Here is a 21,719-nt window from a genome sequence, read left to right as displayed (position 1 = left end):
TTTGATTCACGATTCAATATTTTATTGAATCGTGAAGCTATACTCGCCATTCATGTTGTGACCATCTTTGCCCATTGTTGTCCATGTCACGGTGTATTTTCCTTTTTTTAGACTTGGAACTGGAACATTGAAGGATTTTTTAAGATCGTGATTCACTTTATAGTTCAGCGAAATATTTTTTTGTTGAGCATCTAATAACTTAATGTTCATCAACATTACCTCTTCTCCAAAATTTAGAGTGAGATTTTTAGGTTGGTCAGTCACAGTTGCATTCATAGCGGGAATTGCGCTGAGTAATTTCACATGAGCAAGTGCACTGGTTGCGGTGAAAAGCAGCGTAATACCAAGAAATATGCTAGGGACTGTCGAAATTTTTTTTTGAATAAAGCTCATGTGAAACTTCCTATGAATATGATGATAGTTAAGCAATCGTATCACCTCAGACTTTACGATTGCATAACTGTTCAATTATTCATTATCCAAACATACAGGAGTATGACTTTAAAATTACATTTCTGTTGTTTAGTAAAATTAGAAATCAGGCATGAGAAGCTGTCGAGTTGAAGATTATTAAAGCCAAAAATGTATAGAAAGTAACATTGTTCACAACAATTGAAATATTAAATTAATGAGCATGTGAAAAAGACATGGAGAGAAATTTAACTATTGATCAATAGCGTTGATTAAAATAATGAATTATTGTAAACTATTGATTTTTAAAAATAATTGAAAAGATCACCAGTCCATTTCTAGATTCTGCATAAATCAGTGCATTGTGCATATCTAATATTGACTTGGTAATTGCCAAGCCAAGACCTGTACCGTCTTCAACTCTTTGGCGTGATGCATCGGTTCGATAAAAGCGGTCAAATACGCGAGATAATTGTTCTGGAGAAAGGACAGGGCCCTCATTTTCTATCGAAAATAAAGTATTTTCTATTTGTTGTTGAAATTTAACACGAATGACTGAGTTTGATTTCCCATATTTGATGGCATTGGAAAATAAATTACTCAGGGCACGGCGTAACATGGTTGGGTCGGCATTGACTTTCCCCGAACCTGATTGTTCAAAACGAATATTTTTTTCCGCAGCAAGTGCATCGTAAAACTCAAACAATGCTTCGACTTCCGCAGCTAAATCAATATGTTCAAGTTTGGCTAAAGTTAACCCATTTTCTGCTTTCGCTAAAAACAACATGTCCGAGACGATTCTTGCCAGATGTTCAAACTCTTCTAAATTGGAAAACAATACTTCCTTATAAGCATCAATATCACGGCTACGAGAAAGACAAACTTGTGTCTGTGTCATTAAGTTGTTAATTGGTGTCCGGATTTCATGTGCTAAATCGGATGAGAAGTCGGAAAGCTTCTCCAATGCAACCTCTAGACGATCAAGCATGTCATTAAAAGCAATCGTCAGTGGTTTTAATTCTGATGGCGTATTATTAAGCTCTAAGCGCACTGAAAGATGTTGAGCTGAAATACTTTCCGCAACTTTTGCCATTCTTTTTACAGGTCTTAATCCTCTCCATGCAGCAAACCAACCTAAAAACATTAAACAGATGGTTCCGATGAGACCGATATAAAACAGTTGTCGTCTAAATTCATTTAAAAAAAGCATGTGTTCAGATGTATCAATGCCTACAAGTGTCTGTGTAGATTGCGAAATATTATTATTCGTTATATCTTTCTTGTAGATAAATCCACGATATGTATGATCTTTTATGTTCCATTTTATCCAAGGATTGACATCGGACTGCGTGATTTGCTGTTTTGAAATAATTGCAGGTATAGAACTGAAGATCACTTTACCTATTGGGCGTTCGACTTGAATGATTAAATTATCATGTCCAATGAGTGCATCATTTAAAGAAACAGCAAGTTCAACAGAATTACTCGGATGTTGAGCTAAAAGATTGTGGATGAGTTGAATTTTTCCTTCAAGGAGCATCCGATCTTCATTCTCAAAATGGCGTGTCACACGTTGATGGATGACCAGACCCATTGTAATCAGAATCGTAATCGTCGAAAGAGAAAAAAGAATGGCTATTCTAAAGCTTAATGCATTAAATAGCCTGTTATTCATCTTCTACCTCTAGAACATAACCCATTCCCCGAATGTTTTGAATGAGTTTAGGCATGAAATCCTGATCAACTTTATTGCGTAAACGTTTAATCGCAACTTCAACCACATTGGTATCACTATCAAAATTCATATCCCAAACTTGTGAGGCGATTAAAGCCCGAGGCAGAATTTCTCCTCGTCTGCGCATAAACAGTTCCATGAGTGCAAATTCTTTTGCAGTGAGATCAATGCGTTGACCTGCACGGGTAACACGACGTTTTCTTAAGTCAAGTTCAAGATCTGCGATACGGATGAGATTGCTGTCTTCTCTTTGTTGACCCCGACGGAGTAAACTCTTTATACGTGCTAATAATTCTGCAAACGCAAAAGGTTTAACCAAATAGTCATCAGCACCTAAGTCTAATCCTTTTACACGGTCTTCAATTTGATCTCTAGCGGTTAAAAACAAGATGGGCATTGTTTTTCCACTTTTTCGAACATCTCGAATAATATGCCATCCATCCAATTCGGGGAGCATGACATCTAGAATAATCAAATCATATTCCTCAGAAAGCGCTTGATGCCTTCCCATATGCCCATCGGTGACCCAATCCGTTATGTAGCCAGCCTCATATAGACCCTGTTTAAGATAATCACCAGTTTTTTGTTCATCTTCGACCAATAAAATTCGCATTTCTAAAGTCCTAAACAGTTTCTTTCGTCAACCCGCATCATAGCGTGATAAAAGTCATCGTAGCTGTGAATGACAAAAATGTCATTTTCATGTCATCTTAGCGTTTGTGTGCTTGTTTTATTGTAGAACCAATAAACAAAATATGAGATAAAAAAATGAAAGGAATTTTTAAATCATTCAAACGAAGTCAGACAGTTTTACTCTGTTTAGCATGTTTGATGTTATCTGTTCAATCATCGGCTCACGAAGAAGAAGATAAAGTATTAATCAGAACGACAGATGAAAAGAATATGATTGAAAAAAAACAAAAATGTGAAGAAAGATGTAAAGCATCTCAAAGCAGTCAAGTTCAAAAAAATAATCACAAAAATGATTCACTTCAGTCTAACAAGCAAAATTCGAAAATGAGCAATATGTCACCAGCAATGCAAAACATGGATCATACCCAGATGAAAATGCCACAACATAAGGAGCAATCCCCCCATTCAGACAAATAATGAAATATGGATTTGATACAGAATAATATTAAATTCATGTTCTTCGGTATTGGAGATTTGAAGAGAAAAAACGTTATTACTGATTTGGTTTTGCTTCTTATATGAAGTTTGGAGTATGGAATGTCTAAAAGTCAAATTTTACAGGATCCTTTTTTAAACTCACTGAGAAAAGAAAGAATTTTGGTGTTTATTTTTCTTGTCAACGGAATCAAGTTACAAGGACATATCGAATCCTTTGATCACTATGTGGTTTTACTCAAAAATAGCAGTAATCAAATTCAGATTATTTATAAACATTCAATATCTACAGTTTTTCCTACGCGTGATCCTCGACCCAATATTGGTATTTTCCTTGCTCAATTTGGTGGTCGATATGGTTTTAATCATGCAACTGGTATTCATGGAGACAGCATTGTAGAAGAAAGTTTATCAAACCATGAACTCCACAAGGATGAGTAATTAAAATACTAAATTTTATTTTTATAGAGCGAGTAGAATGATTTTTCAAATATAGGTATACAATAATTTAGTCTAATTTTTTGAGACATTATTTTTTCTTTTTTAGAAACTCCTTAAAAAACTATTAAAAATGTTTTACTGGTCTCGGTTTTAATGAGGAAATTCTATTTTAAGATCAATATCTTGGATATTTTTAAGGTTTTAGGTATTATGAGATTATTAACTAATTAGATATCTAATGTTATGCAAAGATTGAATCTTGAAATATGATTAACCAGAAATAAATACAGATTTTATTGGCAAAAAACAGTAAGCAATTGATTGGAATAACGCCGTTCATATTTAAAAAATAATTAGATTAAATATTTTACTTCTTAAATTTTTTTTAATCCAAACAGCACATTTGTGTCATTTACTGTTAAGTATGATCTTCGATGATTAAATTCAATTTGTAAATGCTTATTTTTAATACTAATCGGATTTAAGTAAAAATGAAAATAACTTTATTGGAAAAACAATTTTCAGCGATTTAAATAAAAAAATGAATTCTAACATAATGAAAAAAATATAGATTTTTTAAAGTTGAAAAAAAATCAACATTACACATGATTAAAACTCATTTCTCTATTTTTGCGAATATAGTTACAGTAACCTTGTTTTATGTGATTACTGTCTCATAATTTTACAAAAACAGGATATATCTCATTTGTTTGGATAGGATCAGTTAAATTTTAACCCACAATAAATGACAGAAATTCAAAAATATGTATCAGTCTTCACAACAAACATTACTTGTTTCTTCTCTTTAAAAAGGGTAATTCCATGAAAAAATTAGGTCTTCTTGCTGCTGCACTTGTTGTTTCATCTACGCCATTCGCGGCAACTGTAAATGGTGGAACAGTTCATTTTGTTGGTGAGTTAGTGAATGCTGCATGTGCAGTGAGCACTGATACTGCAGATCAAACTGTTGATTTAGGTCAGCATCGTACTGCAAGTTTAGCTGCGGCTGGTGATAAGTCACCTGCAGTTCCATTTAACATCCAGTTGGTGGATTGTGATTCATCACTTGTGACTAACGGGGTGTCTTTTGCATTTAATGGTCAGACTGTAAGTACGAATAATAAATTATTGGCTGTAAACGGTGGTGGTGGTAATGCTCCTGCTGCAACCAATGTGGGCATTGAAATCACTGACTATGCTTCTACAATTCTTGCTGTAGATGGCAGTGAGTTTTCTGCAGAAAAAGCAATTGTTGATGGTACTAATACATTCCCATTTTCTGCACGTTATGTAGCGACTGGTACATCTACAGCAGGTAAAGCCAATGCTGATGCAACTTTTGTTGTGAACTATAACTAAGCATAAATTCAAATCATGATTTGAATTTATCATTGTTAATGGGCTTATTTCACATGAATAAATATCTAGCTGTAGTGATTGGAATGTCTATATCGCTAAATACTTTTGCAAACAGTTATGTATTTGGTGGAAGAGCCCATTTTAATGGTGCCTTGGTTAATCCAAGTTGTGCCTTTATTCCAAACAATAATTTAAAGCATTTAACGACAATCGATTTAGCCTCTTTTTTAGAGTTGAATGTTTCCAATTGTTCTTCAACGGTTTATTACAATCTTGCGATTGAATTGAGAGATCCTCGCAATATTGCAAGCAGTTCAAATTCTCAATCAGTGTCTGAGAAATCCTTTTATTTACTACCAGGCGCTAATTTACACCATTCCCAAGTAGATGAGGGAGTTTCATCACAAGTTGCTTTGGATGTGAATGGGAATCAACGGGTTGTTGAATTGGCAAATATAGATGAAACAGTGGCACTACCTTTGCCATTTGAAGTGAGTCAGGTGTCTCAAAACAGTACAAATATTTTGATCTCTGTTTTTTATCCATAAGTTATTTCGGAATATTTATATGAATTTAAATCTGTTTAAAAACGGTGTATTGGGGCTGACGTTATCATGCCTTGCGACCTTTTCACATGCAGAAGGTAAAGCAATTGGTGGGGTATCTTTGGGCGCTACACGTGTGATTTATCCAATGGAAGCAAAACAGGTTTCATTGTCCGTGATCAATCATAGCAAAAAAGACCGTTATCTGATTAATTCTTGGGTAGAAAATAAAAGTGAAGAGAAAGTAAAAAACTTTTTGGTTACACCACCTTTATTTGTCGCTGAACCTGCAACTGAAAATACGCTCAGAATTGTCAATTTAAACAGTAATTTACCGCAGGACCGTGAGTCAGTATTTTGGTTAAATGTTAAGTCAATTCCTTCTGTAGATAAAGAGATTCTTGCAGAGAAAAATATCTTACAGCTTGCTGTGTTGTCTCGTATTAAGTTGTTTGTGCGACCAGAAAAACTCAGCATTGCACCTGAAAATGCATTAGAAAAAGTCAAATTTATCAAAAGTGCAGATGGTATAGAAGTGGATAATCAGTCGCCGTATCACATCTCTTTTGTGAACTTGACACTGAACGATAACAAATTAGACAGCGTGATGGCTGCACCATTTGAAAAAACCAAAATTTCAAAAATAACAGGCAGTAAGCTGAGCTACCAAACCGTCAATGACTATGGCGGTGTAACGCCAAAAGTAGAAGTGAATCTTAATTAATCACGCGTATTGTTGTATAGGTATTTAACTCATGACGCCAATCAAACCGATGTATGCAAAAGTAAAAGCACTGCCTATGTGTGTTGCATCGGCAATGGCTGTCAGTGCAGCATGCACAGAGCATGTATATGCTGAGCAAGTATTCAACACTGCTTTTTTATCCGATGGTTTGTCAAATGCACAAATTGCCGATTTATCAAAGTTACAAAGTTCGCAACAACAATTACCAGGTGTTTATCGTGTTGAAATTTATGCAAATGATGAATATGTTCTGACACGTGATATTGAGTTTGTTGAAAAGCAAAATGCGCAAGATAATACAGGTCTGGCGCCATGTTTGGATATTAAACTATTAGAAAGTTTTGGGGTAAATACATCAGCCTATCCTGAGTTATTGAACCCTCAAGAATCAACATGCCTAGATATTTCTCAAGCCATTGAAGGTGCAAATAGTCGCTTTCAATTTAGTAAACAGAAACTCTATATTGATCTACCTCAAATTGCTTTAAAAAATCAGGTTCGTGGCTATATTCCTCCTGAACAATGGGATGCGGGTATCAATGCGATTTTTCTGAACTATCGGCTATCTGGCTATAACAACTCGGGTTCAGCTACAGCTGGAAAGGGTTTATATCTCAGTGTGGATAGTGGTCTTAATTTAGGTTCGTGGCAACTTCGCCATTCGGGAAGTTTTAATTATAGTTCTGATGACAATTTCTCATCACATGAATGGACAAATCTCAATACCTATCTCCAAAAAACTTTGATTCCAATCAAAAGCCAGTTGAGAATTGGAGATGGTGCTACTGACGGCAGTGTCTTTGATAGTTTTGGCTACCGTGGTGTCGAATTATCCACTGCCGACGCGATGTACCCTGACAGTCAACAAGGCTATGCACCGAATGTCCGTGGTGTCGCTAAAAGTAATGCAAAAGTAGTGATTCGGCAAAATAACAATATTGTTTACCAGATTAATGTCGCTCCTGGACCCTTTTTAATTCAAGATCTAAATCCTGCTTTTGGTAGCGGAGATTTACATGTATCGGTTGAAGAAAGTGATGGGTCTATTCAAAGTTATTTGGTTCCTTATTCAAGCTTACCGATTTTACAGAGGGAAGGTCGAACACGTTATAGCGTTTTGGCTGGTGAGTTTCGTAACGGTATACGTAGTGACAGGGAAAAAGAAACAGTTGTACAGGCCACAATCGTACATGGCTTAGATAAGGGCCTATCAATTTATGGTGGCTCGCAACTGTCAAAGAATTATCAAAGTGGTTTGATTGGCTTTGGTAGTAATATGGGGAGATTTGGTGCGTTTTCTTTCGATTTAACACATGCGAAAAGTGAGTTGGTTGACGGCTCTAAGCATAGTGGGCAATCTATGCGATTTCTCTATTCTAAATCGTTGCTTCGCTCTGGAACAAGTTTCCAATTATTAGGCTATCGCTATTCAACACGAGGATTCTATACACTAAATGATGTCTTTTATGGACAGATGAGTGACAATTATGGAGAAGCTGAAACCCAAGACGGAAACTTAGCAACTGTTGGAATAACAGCCAATGGTTATGATCTCAATCACACCAAAAAAGGGCGCTTGCAAGCCAATATTTCCCATTCGATGGGGCAGTATGGTTCTGTTTACTTTGCCGCAAATCAACAAAGTTATTGGGGTACCTCGAAAAAAGATGAGTGGGTACAAGCAGGTTACAATGGCGCATGGAACGGCGTAAGCTATTCTTTTGGTGTCAGTCGTAACATGTTCTCTCAATTAGAGAAAGCCAATACAATGTATACTGCGAATGTATCTTTCCCATTAGATCGCTTACGTTCCAAAGCCAATTTCCGTGATAGTACATGGGCCAATACGTATGCAACGGCATCGACAACACAAAACTCAGATGGCAATAATGCTTATCTGGTTGGTATTAACGGTACATTATTAAAAGATCGAAATCTTAATTATAGTATTCGACAAGGCTATGTGACTGACCAAGGTTCTGCTGGATCAATCAATGCCAATTATAATGGAACGTATGGCAATATTGGTGCAGGTTATAGCTATGATGGTAACAATAACCGATTTAGCTACAGTGCAACAGGCGGAATGTTGTTGCATAAAGATGGCTTAACTTTTGGACAGACCTTAGGTGATACCAGTATTTTAGTGAAAGCACCAGGTGCCAAAGGTGTAAAAGTTGAAAATTATAATGGCGTTAAAACGGACTGGCGTGGCTATGCAATTTTACCTTACGCATCAGAATATCGCTTAAATCGTGTGGCATTAGATTCAAATAGTTTTGATTCAAATTTAGAAATCAACAGCAATGTCAGCAATGTTGTACCTATCCGTGGTGCGATTGGTCGTGCAACGTTTGACACCAGTATTGGTGTTCGCGCACTCATTAACATCCAATATAAGGGACAACCCATTCCTTATGCCAGTAATGTGACGGTCACAGGTGGAAAAACTTCTGGTATGGCGGCAGAGTTTGGGCAGGTCTATATGACAGGATTACCTTTAAAAGGTGTGCTGGATATTGCCTGGGGAGATACAGCTGAACAAAAATGCGTTGCGGATTATGATATAAGTACAGCAGATTTAAGCCTTGCAATACAACAGTTTACCGTTGAGTGTAAGTAACAGGAGAGTATTTATGAAAAACCAATTACTTACATCTACTTTATTGTTGCTGACTGCTATGGATGTCTCAGCAGGTTGGTGGAGAACTGAACAAAAAACAGTTTTGTATGCTGACTTTGGAACCTACACCTTTACCAATCCAGCTGATAACGCAGTTGGGAAAACATTCAATCAAACTCTAACAGTCAGTATCAACGGTGATGCATATACCACACATTGTAATAATGGTACTGTGTTAAATGGTAATTCAATCCCTATTTATATGACAACTGATTATGTCAATGGGCCACCCATCAATATCTCAGGAAAGAGCTATACTCAAGCGAATGAATACTTACAAGCTTCAGTAACTTATACCTATAACGGTACAAATGTTCCTGTACCAGCAGTCAATCGACAGTTTGGTGTACCTCAAGAATGGTGTAGAACCAGTAATCATACAGGAAATACAACATTTACTTTAACCATGCGAATTTCTAAACCTTTTGTTGGATTTAGTTATATAGATGTACCTATCGCTGACTTTTATACTGGTGACAATGCTGCACCTGCCGGTTCAGGAAAAGCCAATGACGCAAAACAAACCTTGCATTTAAGAGGTCGCGTGGTGGTACCTCAAAACTGCATTATTAATGATAATGTTGATTCTATTGTTGATTTTGGTGACATCCCGAGCTATCGCTTTAAACAGTCTGGGATTGGTAACAAACCTGATGGTATTGCTAAAGCAAATATGCCGTTATCGATAAAATGTAATAGTTTTCTTGCGAATAATGCACCACTTACATTACGGGTCCAAACCGATAAAGTGGGCGGACCTGCCAATGACATTATTGTGTCCGATAATCCTGACATTGGTTTCAAAATGTCAGATCAAAATGACAATATCCTTGTTCCTAATAATATGAATAGTAAAATTCAATTTAACAATACCAATCCAGCCAATATCGTGGTGAAAGCCTGGCCTGTGAGTGTAACTGGAAATCAACCCACGCCTGGGCCTTTTCAGGCGAGAGGTTATTTCCGAATTGACTTTGACTAGGAGTTGATGATGAATGTATTTAAAAAAAATCTTTATCCTGCTGCTTGCTTTGTCATGATGAGTTGCTATTCATTAAATTATGTACATGCAGATCTGGGGACTTATAATTTTACTTTAAAAGGTAATGCCACAAATTCTACGTGTGGTGTAGATGAAAGTGAATCACATAAAATTGTAGATTTAGGCAAAAATTCCACGCGTCAATTGAAAGTGCCGGGTGATAAAGGAGCACGTGTGGCAATTCCATTCAATTTGTCGCAATGTCCGCCGAATGCTGAAGTAACATTTACATTCATAGGCGAACAAAATCCTGTCAATAATCAATTTCTAGCTTTAACCAATGCAAATGCTGCTACAACAGCACAACATGTTGCAATAGAACTCACTGACTCTGATCGTAATCGAGTCCCAATCAGTAAAACTTCACGTTTCCCTGGTGATTTAGTGGGTAAAAGTCGTCCTTTTCTGGTTGATGCGAATGGAAAGGTTTCAGCTGTTTTTTACGCAAATTATGTGGCAACAGATGCAGCCGCAACAGCGGGTATCGCAAATGCGTATGCTGAATTTCGTATTGACTATCAATAATGTTATAAAATATCTATAAAGACTGAATACAAAATTATTTTATATATTTGATAATACATCTTTCAATAAAATGTGATGGAATTATGGTGAAAGAATTAAAATTTTAATATAGATATTAAATAAACCTCTCTCATAAATCAAAAAAGCTCATGTTTTTGTTTATCCTGAAAAATTTAACATTTTTAAGCATAATCTGTGTATGCAATATCTCGACTCAAAAAAGTTTTCTGATGCTTGGTTTAAGCATTATACAGGCATATACCGTTCAATATTTTCCCTCATGGTTGAACAAAAGCAGATGCAAATTTCTTCTATAGGCAGACCACCAAAACTGTGTCTTGAAGATTACATTTTACTCTGCTTGAGCTATTGGGGAGGATATTGAACTTTATTTCATGTTGCTACAAGTTACGCTGTATCAGCGCCGACAGCTTTTAGAATTGTTCATCAAGTTGAAGATACTTTAATCCAGTCAGGTTTGTTTAATTTATCCAAGGATATCCTCAAAGGGGAAGATATAGACTGGGATGTTGTGCTTGTAGATGTGACTGAAACTCCAATTCAAAGACCTAAAAAACAGAAGAAAAGCTATAGTGGTAAGAAAAAACTGCATATATTTAAGGGGCAAGCGATCATTCACAGTAAAACTCAGCAAATCCTGAGTTTATGCATGAGCAAAGGTGTTGTACGAGACTTTGAACTGTTCAAACGCAGTTTTCATTGAGTTCCAACATATTCATTTATTCTTGCAGATAAAGGTGATTAAGAAATTTATGCTCTATATTCTGTCACCGTGCAAGACGAATAAGCGTTGCGGATTAGATCCTGTGTTAAAAAGGTATAATCGAGAAATTAATAAAAGAAGAATAGGGATTGAACATGTATTTGGTGCATTAAAGACTTTCAAATTCTTTGCAGAGCGTTATCGAAATAGAGGAAAACGGCTGGGCTTTAGGTTTAATTTGATTGTAGGTATTTATAATTTAAAACTGATTAAAATGATTTATAAAATAGGTTGTTGATTAAAAGTAATGGTTGTTGTTGATTAAAAGTAATGAATTTATAAAATAAAGATGATGAAGTATTTAGTGTTTTGAATAAAATTAAAAAAAATATATATTAATTTTTTTTATAATGTGGCTATTTAAATTATAATAAAAATATACTTTTATTTAAAAAGCTTTGTGGTTTATACAGTGTTTATTTTAAGTATATGCTGAATTTGTTTAAATCTAATATGGAAGATTGAGTAATGAAAAAATTATGGTTCTTGCCTTTATTGATGATGGTTGGATGTACAACAGTAGCAACGGGACAACATCATTTTAAAAATGATATTGAATTAAGTTTTTATCATTATTTGTCGAATAAAAATAGTTCTAATTATGTTGGTGCATATTGTGTAGGATATAAAGATGGTCAGAATGTGACTAATCCTCAGCAAGAAATTTTAAAAAAACTAACACAGTCCAACCCAAATATTGTTCCAGTTTCAGAATGTACTGTTGCCAATGATGTAAGACTTAAAAAGGACGATTCGAAAGCGACCTTACTTTTTATCAACTCGTTAAACTGTGATGATCAGCAGCAGTGTACAATTCAAGGGGGTTATTATTTAGGTAATTTAGGTTCACAAACATCAACATATAAAGCAGTTAAAGTTGATCAAAAATGGTTTTTCACAGTTGCTGATCAAGGACCTGTATCCTAATTTTAAGGTCTTAAGTTACTTATAGAATCACTCCAGCACTTTATGGGTTGGAGTATTCGGCTAAAAATAATAATGTCAGGCATAGCGTTTTAAATCTAATCCTATTTGCTCCTATTCAATGAGAAAATAAAATTTTTTTAAGTGAATCTATTCGTACGACTCGTAAGGTAAATTCTATAAAACATCATGATTTTGAGTTGATGAGTTTGATAATCGTCTCAATAATAAGAAAAAACAAATAAATATCTAATTTATAATGAGATTTTTTAAAGATCATGAGCTTAAAAAATGTAATTGATTATCATTTGAGATATTCTTTACCTTGTGTTAAGTTTTTCTTTATTAAATATAAGGTCATAATAATGCTTAATAATATTTTTACTTTTTTCGATAGATTGGGATATACAACACAAAAACGTGCCATTCGTGTTCAGTTTTCAAACTCACAACTCAATGCCCAAGTGATGCTGCAACGCATTGAGGGCTATCATGCTATCAATGAAGGATTGTCCGCAGAACTGATCTGTCTTTCAAGCAATCCATTTATTGAATTGAAACAGTTTATCGCTTGCCAAGTGTCAGTGGATCAAGTCACAGATTCAGGCAAGCTGTTTAGAACGACTGGGATTATTACGGGTGCGTCGCAAGGACAATCTGACGGAGCTTTGAGCTTATACCGCTTAACCCTGCAAGACCCAACAAGCTTATGGCATAAACGTCGTAACAACAGGGTATTTATGAATAAAAGCATTCCTGAGATTTTTCAAGTAATTTTCAAGGAATGGCAGACGAAAAGCAATTTGTTTGCATCCAGTTTAAAACTGGACCTCAGTGGTTTAACCAAGACCTATGATGTACGCCCATTTTCAATGCAATTTAACGAATCTGACCACACATATTTGACTCGGATTTTACGTGAAGAATCAATAAACTGGCTGATTGATGAATCAAATTATAAGGATGGGACAAAAATTGAGAATATGCAAGTGGCTCTACCAGATCTTAATAATCCATACATTCTTCAATACCAAGTGAAAAATAAAGACGATCAAGCGCTTTCAGATAAGAAATATATTGTCATTGATGAGGATGGCAATGTTTACAGTGGTGTTACTGATCAAAAAGGATTGATGAAGCTAAAAACAGCACCAACTTCGCAAACAATTGTTGCAAGAGTTATGGTGAAAGACATAGAAGATGCACAAGAAGAAATCAGTAAAGATTAGGATAAAAATATGTTTTATAGTCGTTTGAAATTAACAGTACAAGAACCTTTAAAGTTAAAAGATTTGACGTATAAATTTGTTGTCACAAATAACCATACCAAGAAAAAAACTATCTTTGAAGGACGGTTTGATGAACAAGGATTAACAGGATGGACTGAAATATATAATGCAAATACTACATTGATTTATGAGGTGTATTTACGTGGGGAAATTCTTCAGAGAATTGCAGCAAAAGCTTATCCTAACCAAGAAACACACAGTACATATACCATTAAAATCACATCAGAGATCACCAAGAATGTAAAAGAAAATATAAAGGAAATCTATCTGAATGATGGAGAGGTCGCATGGTATCTGATTAAAAAAACAGAAACGATGCTGGATTGGTCAAAAAGAGTTTTTAAAAAGCCTTTGATTGCATCAGACTGGGATACGTTGAGAGCCAATAATCCGCATATCGCGAATATGGCTGCGATTGTATTGTTAAGCCCAGGGCAAGTGATTGTTTTATCTAACTCGACGACAGCAAAGGAACTTACGCAATATAAAAAAGATGCTCAAGAGGCTCAAAATAATTTAGAACAAATGAAAAAAGATCAGGATTTTGATGCGACATTTTTCGCTCAGAACTATGAATTTTTTTATGATGCGTTCCATGACAGTCGAACGGAGATCACTCAGCAAGATATTTTTAAAAACAATGATCATCCTTTGGTACAAAAATTTGAAAATACTTCAAATGACAGTGGAGTAGCATGGGGAGCAATCACAAAAGGTGGAATTGATGGTGCATTGAGTTTTTCCAATGGTGTAGCGCAAAGGATGAATAAAATACATGGCGAATTGGCATTAAAAATGGCAGAAGAAAAAGCCAAAGGTTCTGGTTTGGCCAACCCTAAAAATTTTAAAGCCTTTAGACAGAAGTATGCTTATCTCTATGAGGAGTTAAATAGAGAGTCGGCAAAAAGAATATTTAAATGGGATCAGTCTATTCAGACCAACAATATGCGACGAATGATCAGTCAATCTAGTCTGGCACGAGGGGCAACATACAAGGGCGGAATGAGAGAGTATGTTAAAAAAATGAGTGAGCTTGGAAAAATGAGTAAAGCTGTAAAGGGTGGAGGTTATTTATTCTTGGCTTTGGATGTTTATAATGCCAGTAATGCGATTGCCAATGCCAGGCCAGATGAAAAAACCAGAACGACAGTGGTTGAAAGTTCTAAAATCGTTGGGAGTATGGGAGGTGCTGCATTAGGTGGTTTTATTGTGATAACCGTTGCATCTGGTGGTACGTCACTAATCGTGCTCGGTATAGCAGCAGGAGCTTCTGCTTTGGTGGGGTGGGCTGGTGGTGAAGGGGCAGGACTACTTTCTGAATATATATATGATAAAGTAAATAAGTAAATGAATGATTTTATTAAAATATTTATTGATGACGAGAAATTTATTTTTTCTGTTCTTTCATTTTTATTTCTATTCCTTTTTTTTGTATTCTATTTGATACAATATATTTATATATCTTATCATTTAAAGGGGATCTGTAAAGTTATTTTTAATGATGAGAAATATTTTAAAAATCCTTTAGAACCTTTTAATTGTTTTTTTATTAGTTTGTTGCCTATAGTATTTTGGAGAGAAACTTTAAATATAAAAAAAGGATTTAAATTTAAAAAACTTTATGGAAAGGATTTTTACTATCCTATCGATAAGACTAAACTAAATGAAATGTTATCTAGTTATTATAAGCTGTTCTATTTGCAATATCTAATATATTTATTTGTAATGCTTTTTTTCATATTTATGGTAATAGCCTATATTTTAATTAAATATTTTTAAAAATCTGAATGGTAGTGTTTAGTTGTAATTGAGAGATACATAAATAAGTCAAAAAAACGCACTGCGTTTATATGATTTTATTTTAAATAGCCTTCAGATTTCACCCAATAATAAAAAGGATCAATAAAATGACCGACATTATTTCACCTGAATAAATAAACAATGAGGGGAAATCAAGAAATGAAATTATTCAAAAGTATTGCACTTTGTTTTTTTACAACACTCTCTTTTGGCGCCTGTTCAAATGTTGAGAAACAAAAAGAAGGTATAAACGTGATCGATTTTAAAAACCCAAAAAAAGTCTGCTTTGGACGAATTGAAATGATGGTGCCGAAAGAAACTGAAGTTGAGTACAGTAACTTTAATTATAACGGCAGTAATATTGAGGTTGATGACAGTATTAAAACCTATGATGCTTACCAAAAGCTGATTCACGATAAAATTCGATACTTAAAAAACGAGCCTCATGAAACTGAAGGCACTTTATTAAAAAGTGAAATGAACGGACCTGTACAACAAATTGGGCGCTCCGTCAGTCATGTGATTATTTATAGAAGTACTAAATATACTGTTGAAGCCTATGAAATATATGGTTATCTCTACTTAAGACCGGGAAAGCTGCTGATTTTAAAAAGTGGTGCAAGCAATGATTTGTTAGACGAAGCAATCGCAGAAATACAGCATAATTTAAACAGCATCAAAATACGGTCAGCGCAAGGTGAAGAACAAGCAGGTTTATGCTGGAAAGAATATTTTATTGTCGATGATATGAGCAAAAATATTCCTTTTACGGGTGGATATTTGCATTTTAGATTTCCGAGTTATCCGGGGGTTCGAATCGATATTGCACATCGAGTTCGCTTGACATCGGATATGTCTTTGATTGAGCTTATGAGAAAAAATAAAAATGAATTGCCAGAAATTGTAAAAGTCAAAATGAAAATTGAAAATTTAAGGGAGCATCAAAAAGCCATCAATGGTTTAGCGGGTGAAGAAGTACTTAATCACATGTCACAACGTGGATATTTTGAAAGAGGATTTGAGGATGGAGCATGGCAATATTTAGGCAGTTTAGAAAATGATAATGATCCTTATATTAAATTTGATTTTGAAAGTGCGGAACTTATTCATAATGATGAACCTTTAATATCTACAATAAGTCAAAAAAATGCACTGCGTTTATATGATTTTATTTTAAATAGCCTTCAGATTTCACCCAATAATAAAAAGGATCAATAAAATGGCTCAAGTTGTTTCACAAACCCATTCTGCAACCAGTCCAAGTTCAAATCAATCTGGTACCTTTGTTGAAGTACCACTTCATGACACGATTCCGATCATATTTGTCCCTGGCATTATGGGGTCAAATATTTTTAATACAGCCTTGGGTAAACCTGTTTGGAAAATTGGTAATGGTATTACAGGTCAAGTCGGTACATTAACCTCAAAAATAAAAAAAACTCCTGCTGATTTACAAACAGAACTAGATCCTTTAAATACTCGAGTAGATAGCTCTGGTGATATCAAAGTGGATAGTCGTTTAAAGTTAAATGAAAAAACCTTAAGAGATCGCTATTGGGGGACCGTACACTGGGACAGTTATGGTGGCGTCTTAACCTACCTGCAAATGGTTTTAAACAATGTTGATTTAAAAGAGCAACCTATATATGGCATGGGCGGTATTGGTGGTGGTTATGCGGCGATTCAGCAAATAAAATTGCAAGAATCTATTTATGAATGGAAAATCCTGTTAAATCCAAAAGAACGAGATCATTGGCATCCTCAGCAAGCATTCACTGCTATCACTGAACAGGATATTGAACATTTAAAGGCGTTTCACTTTCCTGTCTATGCTATGGGCTATAACTGGCTGCAGTCCAGTGAAGATGGTGCACAAATTGTTTCCACAAAACTGGATGCGATCAAAAAATCATATGGTCAACGTTTTCATAAATTTATCATCGTCACGCATTCCTTAGGCGGACTACTTACTCGTCGCATTGCACAACTTCGTGGAGACCTTGCCGGAGTCGTACATGGGGTGATGCCTGCTGAAGGTGCAGCGGCAGCGTATCGACGTATTGTTACTGGATCAGAAGATGTCGGTGCTTTGCCTGCTTATGTGCTGGGCAAGAATACCGAACATGTGACTGCTGTCTTAGCCAATGCACCTGGAGGATTAGAGCTTTTACCAAGCAAAGCCTATAATAAAGGCAAACCATGGTTATTTTTAAACGGCTCAAGCTTAAACAATGGAACAAACTTTCAAGAGCATCAAGTTGCCTTGCCAGAAGCTGATCCCTATGAAGAAATTTACAAGGCAGATGGTGTATGGTGGGAAATGGTCAAAGCGGAACTTATTGATCCTGCAAATATGATAAAAGATAATGATCCAGGTAAAAGAACAAAAGATGTATATTTTAAAAAGATTGAAAAAATTAAAGAATTTCATGACAAAATAACAAATAAATATCACCCATGTACTTATGCTCATTATGGACATGATTCCAAATTTTTCAGTTTTGGGACATTGAAATGGACGCTTGATCAAGCGCTTAGAGGGTTAACCACAAATCAAATAAGAAATTTACCAAGGGTCAGTGCTCAAGAGATTGAAGCACATAATCAGCAAGTTGCAAAAGATGCCATGTATATGGGTCAAGGTGCGATGTACTATATGAAAGCAAATTCGAAAGAAAATAATGGTTTGAGATATATTAAACTCAGTAATGGAAAATTTGGTACATTTAAAATATCTCAAAAAAATGCAGAGGGTGATGGAACAGTACCTTGGCAATCTGGTCGCGCACCTTTAAAACAAGTCGGTGTGAAACAAGTTTTTCAAATGACGGGGTTTGATCATCAAGGATCATATAACAATATTCATGTGCGTCGCTCAGTGCTTTATTCAATCGTTAAAATTATTCAGGACAATAATATCAAACCTAAATATAGATGACTCAAACGATGTCATTTATAAAGACCAGTTTCATCTGACAGAAATGATAAAAATAAAAAAGCATAACGGTCAGATCAGATTGAGCAACTAAAATTTATCGAATTAAGCGACCTCACTTGCAAGCTATTGCTAAAATTTTAATGGATATGGATTAAACTGATCTTTTAAATATTTACAAAACTAAACTCTGATTTAAATATATTTTTCTATGATGGTGGCTATTTTTTCATTATTTCTTATAGTATTTTTTCCATTTTTCAAAAGGATTGCCATAGGCATTCACATAAATTGAAAGACATAAGCACCACGCAATTATAGTGAGTATTGTTATGACTATAAGTAAAATATCAGAAAAATAAAGACTACTTAGCAAAAAAAACATAAGGCTAAGTGCTGTAAGGATGAATGACCATCTAGCAATAGTGTCTTTCATATTTTTTTATGGTGATAAGATGATTGTTAAGTTTATTTTAATTTGTGAAAAACTCAATACCTAATTTTTCATAGTGATTTGTATTTTATACAATGTATTGAATGTAAATATTTTATTATTTTTTCATGGTTTTATTAGTTGTTTATTAATTTAAATTTATATTAATTAAAGAACTTAATTTATGTATTTTATGATTTTAATGAACGTTTTTTGAATATTCTTGATGTTTTTATTATTTCAATATAAAACAATATATTATTATGAAATTTATATTTTAATTGTGTTGAAAACTTATTTTTTTAAGAGTTGTGATCACTACGTCAAAAAATAATTTTAAATTTTGATGTGGTTTTCAAATTTATAATTAAACTTTTTAGGCAAATAAATTCAGTTAATTTTTTTTATTGTTAGATCAATTAGTTCTATTCCTGATGATGAATTAATTATATTTTTCTTGCTAATTTTTTATTTTTAATTTAATTTTTTTGTTAAGATTTTCTTAATGGTTTAATTGTTTTAAATGACTAAGTATTAAACATCATGAGAAAATTGTAGAAGCATGTTGGCAAATCATGCTTGTTAACGCTAAAGGAATAGAAGTATTAAAAAAGGAATATAATTATGAAACTCAATCTATTATCAGTGCTATTGGCAGGGTCTGCTGTTTTTTTGGTTGCCTGTAATGGAGATGATAAAGGGACCAATGATGGAGCTATTACACCTGAAAAACCACCTGAGGTAGAGGTGAACAATATTCAAAATCCAGTAGTGAGTACCCCAGTAGCTTATAAATTTACGCAAGATTATCCACCAAATGCTGCAGAAAGTGTGGTGATGACTTATAAGATGAAGGGGATTTTAGGTAAAGAAACACAGGCCACAACATTAGTCTTTACACCGAGAACTGCACCACCATCTGGTGGTTGGCCGATTGTAGTTTGGGCACATGGAACAACAGGCGTGGCGGATAGTTGTGCGCCGAGTCAAAATTCATTGATAAGCACTGATCGTGAAGGTACAAAAGATGACACAATTTACCAAACAATTGATAATTTTGTGAAAGAAGGCTATTTGGTGGTTGCACCAGATTATGAGGGTTTAGGGGAGCCTGGTGGTCAGGAGATACATCCATATAAAAATTTAAAAAGTGAAGCGTATTCAATTACCGATGCTGTAGTAGCAACCAAAAGTTGGCTCGGTAACAAAGTATCCAATAGATGGGTCGTTGTTGGCGTTTCTCAAGGAGGGCATGCCGGACTCGGTGCTGCACAGTATGCAGCTCGTGCAAATATGGATTACAAAGGTGTGGTTGCGCTTGCACCCTCAAATAATATGGAAATGATTGTTCAACTTTCTGAAAAAAAATTGGAAACAGCAAGCGTAAGAGATAAAGTAGTTGGCTATACCAAATTGGATGCGTTAACCGCTTTTATGGCTGCGGGTCTCAAAAGTGTTTATCCCAATGAGCCAGTATATAGTATGGTATTTAAACCACCTACAGATAAAATTGCTGAGCAGGCTGAGTCTCTTTGTATTACCCAATTAGCTGAAACTTTTGCAGGAGCAATGGTAAATTATATATTTAAAAATGGTGGCAGCTTAGATGGATATCCCCGTAAAGTAGATGGATATTTAAATAATCCTATAGTAAAGCAGTTATTAGATAAAGATTCACAACCTTTACAAACGATTATTAAAACACCAATTATTATTTATCAGGGGGGAGGAGACACTATTGTGTTACCACAAGCAACGGATGCTATGGTGGAAAAGGCACGTAGTTTAGGGATCAAGATTGACTATCGAACTGATCCAACATGGAATCATACCAGCGTTGCCACAATTAATGCTAAAAATGGTAAAATTTTGGAAGATGTCAAGGGCTTGTTGGCAAAGTAAATTTTACATACGCTCTATGACAATAAAAAATGCCCTTATCTGAAATAAGGGCATTTATTCATCAATATAATTTTTATTCAGTTCTCAACTATAAAAACACAATCAATAAAATAATTCCCAATACAACACGATACCATGCAAAGACTCTTAACGTATGTTTTTCAACAAATTTAACCAATGCTTTAACCACCAGAATCGCAGCAATAAATGCGGCTACAAAACCTACAGAAATATTGATCAAGTTATCTGAAGTTAAAACATCTGCATTTCGAATTAAATCATAGGTCGCTGCACCTAACATGGTCGGCATTGCAAGGAAAAATGAAAATTCAGTTGCCGCTTTTCGCGATAACCCCGATAACATTCCGCCGATGATGGTTGCGCCAGAACGAGATGTTCCCGGAATCATGGCAACACATTGTGCAAAACCTACGAGAATAGCTTGTTTTAAAGTGATGTCAGTCGCTTCTACGGTTTTTGGTTCAAACTTTCGTGCTTCGACTGCAAAAATAATAAAACCACCAATAATCAAAGCAAAAGCCACGACGAGCGGGCTAAACAAGACTTGCTTAATAAAATCAACAGCAAGTACGCCAATCACGACAGCCGGAATAAATGCAACCAAAACATTGATGGTAAAGCGTCTAGCATGTGCATCACCTGAGAAAAAGCCGCGCACCAATTCAATGATCTTTTGACGATATAGCCAGCATACTGCCAAGATTGCCCCCAATTGAATCACGACTTCAAATACCCGACCTGAATCTGAGTGGAAGTCGATCAAATGGCCAAACAGAATTAAATGTCCTGTACTGGAAATCGGTAAAAATTCAGTTAGACCCTCAATAAGCCCCAAAAACAGAGCTTTTAATAGTTCAAAATTTTCCATAATTGAAATAAACAAGAATTTAAAAAATTGAACCTTTTTAATGTATTTAAGTCTACTTATAAATGAAAAAAGACAAAATTTTACGAAATTTTTACGCAGCTGATCTGGCGGTGAATAGAGAGTTTACGGCAACTTTTTCGATACTAGGC

The 21,719-nt window shown here is 35.0% G+C and carries 19 protein-coding genes and 2 pseudogenes; 17 read left to right on the top strand and 4 right to left on the bottom strand.

Features of this window, described 5'->3' with window-relative positions; genetic code table 11:
* Positions 1 to 21: 21 nt before the first annotated feature.
* The 3 genes from OSH00_RS01185 to OSH00_RS01175 all read right to left on the bottom strand — a co-directional run bounded on the left by OSH00_RS01185 (position 22) and on the right by OSH00_RS01175 (position 2,759).
* Positions 22 to 393 (bottom strand): copper resistance CopC family protein, encoded by a 372-nt coding sequence (locus OSH00_RS01185; RefSeq protein WP_266128901.1) that lies wholly within the window; start codon positions 391 to 393, stop codon positions 22 to 24.
* Positions 394 to 706: 313 nt separating this feature from the next.
* Positions 707 to 2,086, bottom strand: a complete 1,380-nt coding sequence (locus OSH00_RS01180; RefSeq protein WP_266128900.1) for a heavy metal sensor histidine kinase — start codon at positions 2,084 to 2,086, stop codon at positions 707 to 709.
* Positions 2,079 to 2,759 carry a heavy metal response regulator transcription factor gene (locus OSH00_RS01175; RefSeq protein ID WP_266128899.1) on the bottom strand — a complete coding sequence of 227 codons (681 nt, stop codon included), beginning with the start codon at positions 2,757 to 2,759 and terminating at the stop codon, positions 2,079 to 2,081. Before OSH00_RS01175 ends, OSH00_RS01180 begins: the two co-directional genes overlap by 8 nt.
* A 155-nt stretch (positions 2,760 to 2,914) precedes the next feature.
* Between OSH00_RS01175 and OSH00_RS01170 the strand changes: the two genes are divergently transcribed.
* From OSH00_RS01170 to OSH00_RS01100, 17 genes and pseudogenes are all read left to right on the top strand, one after another.
* Entirely contained in the window at positions 2,915 to 3,256 is a 342-nt protein-coding gene (locus OSH00_RS01170) for a hypothetical protein (RefSeq protein ID WP_266128898.1), read from the top strand.
* Positions 3,257 to 3,376: 120 nt separating this feature from the next.
* Positions 3,377 to 3,715 (top strand): RNA chaperone Hfq, encoded by a 339-nt coding sequence (gene hfq / locus OSH00_RS20560; protein WP_266128897.1) that lies wholly within the window; start codon positions 3,377 to 3,379, stop codon positions 3,713 to 3,715.
* Positions 3,716 to 4,537: 822 nt separating this feature from the next.
* Positions 4,538 to 5,074 carry a type 1 fimbrial major subunit FimA gene (gene fimA / locus OSH00_RS01160; RefSeq protein WP_266128896.1) on the top strand — a complete coding sequence of 179 codons (537 nt, stop codon included), beginning with the start codon at positions 4,538 to 4,540 and terminating at the stop codon, positions 5,072 to 5,074.
* 53 nt (positions 5,075 to 5,127) lie between these two features.
* The gene (locus OSH00_RS01155; protein WP_266128895.1) at positions 5,128 to 5,622 is read left to right on the top strand and encodes a hypothetical protein; all 495 of its coding nucleotides are present in this window, start codon (positions 5,128 to 5,130) and stop codon (positions 5,620 to 5,622) included.
* Positions 5,623 to 5,641: 19 nt separating this feature from the next.
* A complete protein-coding gene (locus OSH00_RS01150) occupies positions 5,642 to 6,343 on the top strand; it encodes a fimbria/pilus periplasmic chaperone (RefSeq protein WP_266128894.1) in 702 nt (233 codons plus the stop codon).
* Between the two features lie 31 nt (positions 6,344 to 6,374).
* Positions 6,375 to 8,987 (top strand): fimbria/pilus outer membrane usher protein, encoded by a 2,613-nt coding sequence (locus OSH00_RS01145; RefSeq protein WP_266128893.1) that lies wholly within the window; start codon positions 6,375 to 6,377, stop codon positions 8,985 to 8,987.
* Positions 8,988 to 9,000: 13 nt separating this feature from the next.
* On the top strand, positions 9,001 to 10,029 hold the full coding sequence (locus OSH00_RS01140; protein WP_266128892.1) for a fimbrial protein: 1,029 nt from the start codon (positions 9,001 to 9,003) through the stop codon (positions 10,027 to 10,029).
* A 9-nt stretch (positions 10,030 to 10,038) separates the two neighbouring features.
* Entirely contained in the window at positions 10,039 to 10,614 is a 576-nt protein-coding gene (locus tag OSH00_RS01135; protein ID WP_266128891.1) for a fimbrial protein, read from the top strand.
* Between the two features lie 478 nt (positions 10,615 to 11,092).
* Positions 11,093 to 11,338: a transposase family protein gene (locus tag OSH00_RS01130; RefSeq protein WP_266128890.1), complete on the top strand. Its 246-nt coding sequence runs from the start codon at positions 11,093 to 11,095 to the stop codon at positions 11,336 to 11,338.
* Between the two features lie 49 nt (positions 11,339 to 11,387).
* On the top strand, positions 11,388 to 11,636 hold the full coding sequence (locus OSH00_RS20555) for a transposase (protein WP_420909499.1): 249 nt from the start codon (positions 11,388 to 11,390) through the stop codon (positions 11,634 to 11,636).
* A 230-nt stretch (positions 11,637 to 11,866) separates the two neighbouring features.
* Entirely contained in the window at positions 11,867 to 12,325 is a 459-nt protein-coding gene (locus OSH00_RS01125; RefSeq protein ID WP_266128889.1) for a hypothetical protein, read from the top strand.
* Positions 12,326 to 12,687: 362 nt separating this feature from the next.
* A pseudogene (locus OSH00_RS01120) lies at positions 12,688 to 13,281 on the top strand (phage late control D family protein); the annotation flags it as partial.
* 279 nt (positions 13,282 to 13,560) lie between these two features.
* Entirely contained in the window at positions 13,561 to 14,958 is a 1,398-nt protein-coding gene (locus OSH00_RS01115) for a hypothetical protein (protein WP_266128888.1), read from the top strand.
* A gap of 475 nt (positions 14,959 to 15,433) precedes the next feature.
* A pseudogene (locus OSH00_RS20550) lies at positions 15,434 to 15,517 on the top strand (hypothetical protein); the annotation flags it as partial.
* Positions 15,518 to 15,570: 53 nt separating this feature from the next.
* Positions 15,571 to 16,629: a T6SS immunity protein Tli4 family protein gene (locus tag OSH00_RS01110; RefSeq protein WP_266128887.1), complete on the top strand. Its 1,059-nt coding sequence runs from the start codon at positions 15,571 to 15,573 to the stop codon at positions 16,627 to 16,629.
* 1 nt (position 16,630) lies between these two features.
* Positions 16,631 to 18,349, top strand: coding sequence for an esterase/lipase family protein (locus OSH00_RS01105; protein WP_266128886.1), 1,719 nt, complete (start codon positions 16,631 to 16,633; stop codon positions 18,347 to 18,349).
* A gap of 1,054 nt (positions 18,350 to 19,403) precedes the next feature.
* The gene (locus OSH00_RS01100; RefSeq protein ID WP_266128885.1) at positions 19,404 to 20,681 is read left to right on the top strand and encodes an alpha/beta hydrolase family protein; all 1,278 of its coding nucleotides are present in this window, start codon (positions 19,404 to 19,406) and stop codon (positions 20,679 to 20,681) included.
* Between the two features lie 88 nt (positions 20,682 to 20,769).
* On the opposite strand, the gene OSH00_RS01095 is transcribed toward OSH00_RS01100, so the two are convergent.
* Positions 20,770 to 21,570: an undecaprenyl-diphosphate phosphatase gene (locus OSH00_RS01095; protein WP_266128884.1), complete on the bottom strand. Its 801-nt coding sequence runs from the start codon at positions 21,568 to 21,570 to the stop codon at positions 20,770 to 20,772.
* Positions 21,571 to 21,719: the final 149 nt, after the last annotated feature.

Source organism: Acinetobacter nematophilus, from assembly GCF_026344175.1.
GTDB classification, from domain to species: domain Bacteria; phylum Pseudomonadota; class Gammaproteobacteria; order Pseudomonadales; family Moraxellaceae; genus Acinetobacter; species Acinetobacter nematophilus.
The sequence above is the reverse complement of the archived record's forward strand: the minus strand, read 5'-3'. Positions and strand labels throughout refer to the sequence as shown.

Excerpts from the sequence above, each read along its gene's own strand:
- OSH00_RS01185 (WP_266128901.1), bottom strand. The coding sequence starts at position 393 with ATGAGCTTTATTCAAAAAAAAATTTCGACAGTCCCTAGCATATTTCTT.
- OSH00_RS01180 (WP_266128900.1), bottom strand. The coding sequence starts at position 2,086 with ATGAATAACAGGCTATTTAATGCATTAAGCTTTAGAATAGCCATTCTT.
- OSH00_RS01175 (WP_266128899.1), bottom strand. The coding sequence starts at position 2,759 with ATGCGAATTTTATTGGTCGAAGATGAACAAAAAACTGGTGATTATCTT.
- OSH00_RS01170 (WP_266128898.1), top strand. The coding sequence starts at position 2,915 with ATGAAAGGAATTTTTAAATCATTCAAACGAAGTCAGACAGTTTTACTC.
- hfq (WP_266128897.1), top strand. The coding sequence starts at position 3,377 with ATGTCTAAAAGTCAAATTTTACAGGATCCTTTTTTAAACTCACTGAGA.
- fimA (WP_266128896.1), top strand. The coding sequence starts at position 4,538 with ATGAAAAAATTAGGTCTTCTTGCTGCTGCACTTGTTGTTTCATCTACG.
- OSH00_RS01155 (WP_266128895.1), top strand. The coding sequence starts at position 5,128 with ATGAATAAATATCTAGCTGTAGTGATTGGAATGTCTATATCGCTAAAT.
- OSH00_RS01150 (WP_266128894.1), top strand. The coding sequence starts at position 5,642 with ATGAATTTAAATCTGTTTAAAAACGGTGTATTGGGGCTGACGTTATCA.
- OSH00_RS01145 (WP_266128893.1), top strand. The coding sequence starts at position 6,375 with ATGACGCCAATCAAACCGATGTATGCAAAAGTAAAAGCACTGCCTATG.
- OSH00_RS01140 (WP_266128892.1), top strand. The coding sequence starts at position 9,001 with ATGAAAAACCAATTACTTACATCTACTTTATTGTTGCTGACTGCTATG.
- OSH00_RS01135 (WP_266128891.1), top strand. The coding sequence starts at position 10,039 with ATGAATGTATTTAAAAAAAATCTTTATCCTGCTGCTTGCTTTGTCATG.
- OSH00_RS20555 (WP_420909499.1), top strand. The coding sequence starts at position 11,388 with ATGCTCTATATTCTGTCACCGTGCAAGACGAATAAGCGTTGCGGATTA.
- OSH00_RS01125 (WP_266128889.1), top strand. The coding sequence starts at position 11,867 with ATGAAAAAATTATGGTTCTTGCCTTTATTGATGATGGTTGGATGTACA.
- OSH00_RS01115 (WP_266128888.1), top strand. The coding sequence starts at position 13,561 with ATGTTTTATAGTCGTTTGAAATTAACAGTACAAGAACCTTTAAAGTTA.
- OSH00_RS01110 (WP_266128887.1), top strand. The coding sequence starts at position 15,571 with ATGAAATTATTCAAAAGTATTGCACTTTGTTTTTTTACAACACTCTCT.
- OSH00_RS01105 (WP_266128886.1), top strand. The coding sequence starts at position 16,631 with ATGGCTCAAGTTGTTTCACAAACCCATTCTGCAACCAGTCCAAGTTCA.
- OSH00_RS01100 (WP_266128885.1), top strand. The coding sequence starts at position 19,404 with ATGAAACTCAATCTATTATCAGTGCTATTGGCAGGGTCTGCTGTTTTT.
- OSH00_RS01095 (WP_266128884.1), bottom strand. The coding sequence starts at position 21,570 with ATGGAAAATTTTGAACTATTAAAAGCTCTGTTTTTGGGGCTTATTGAG.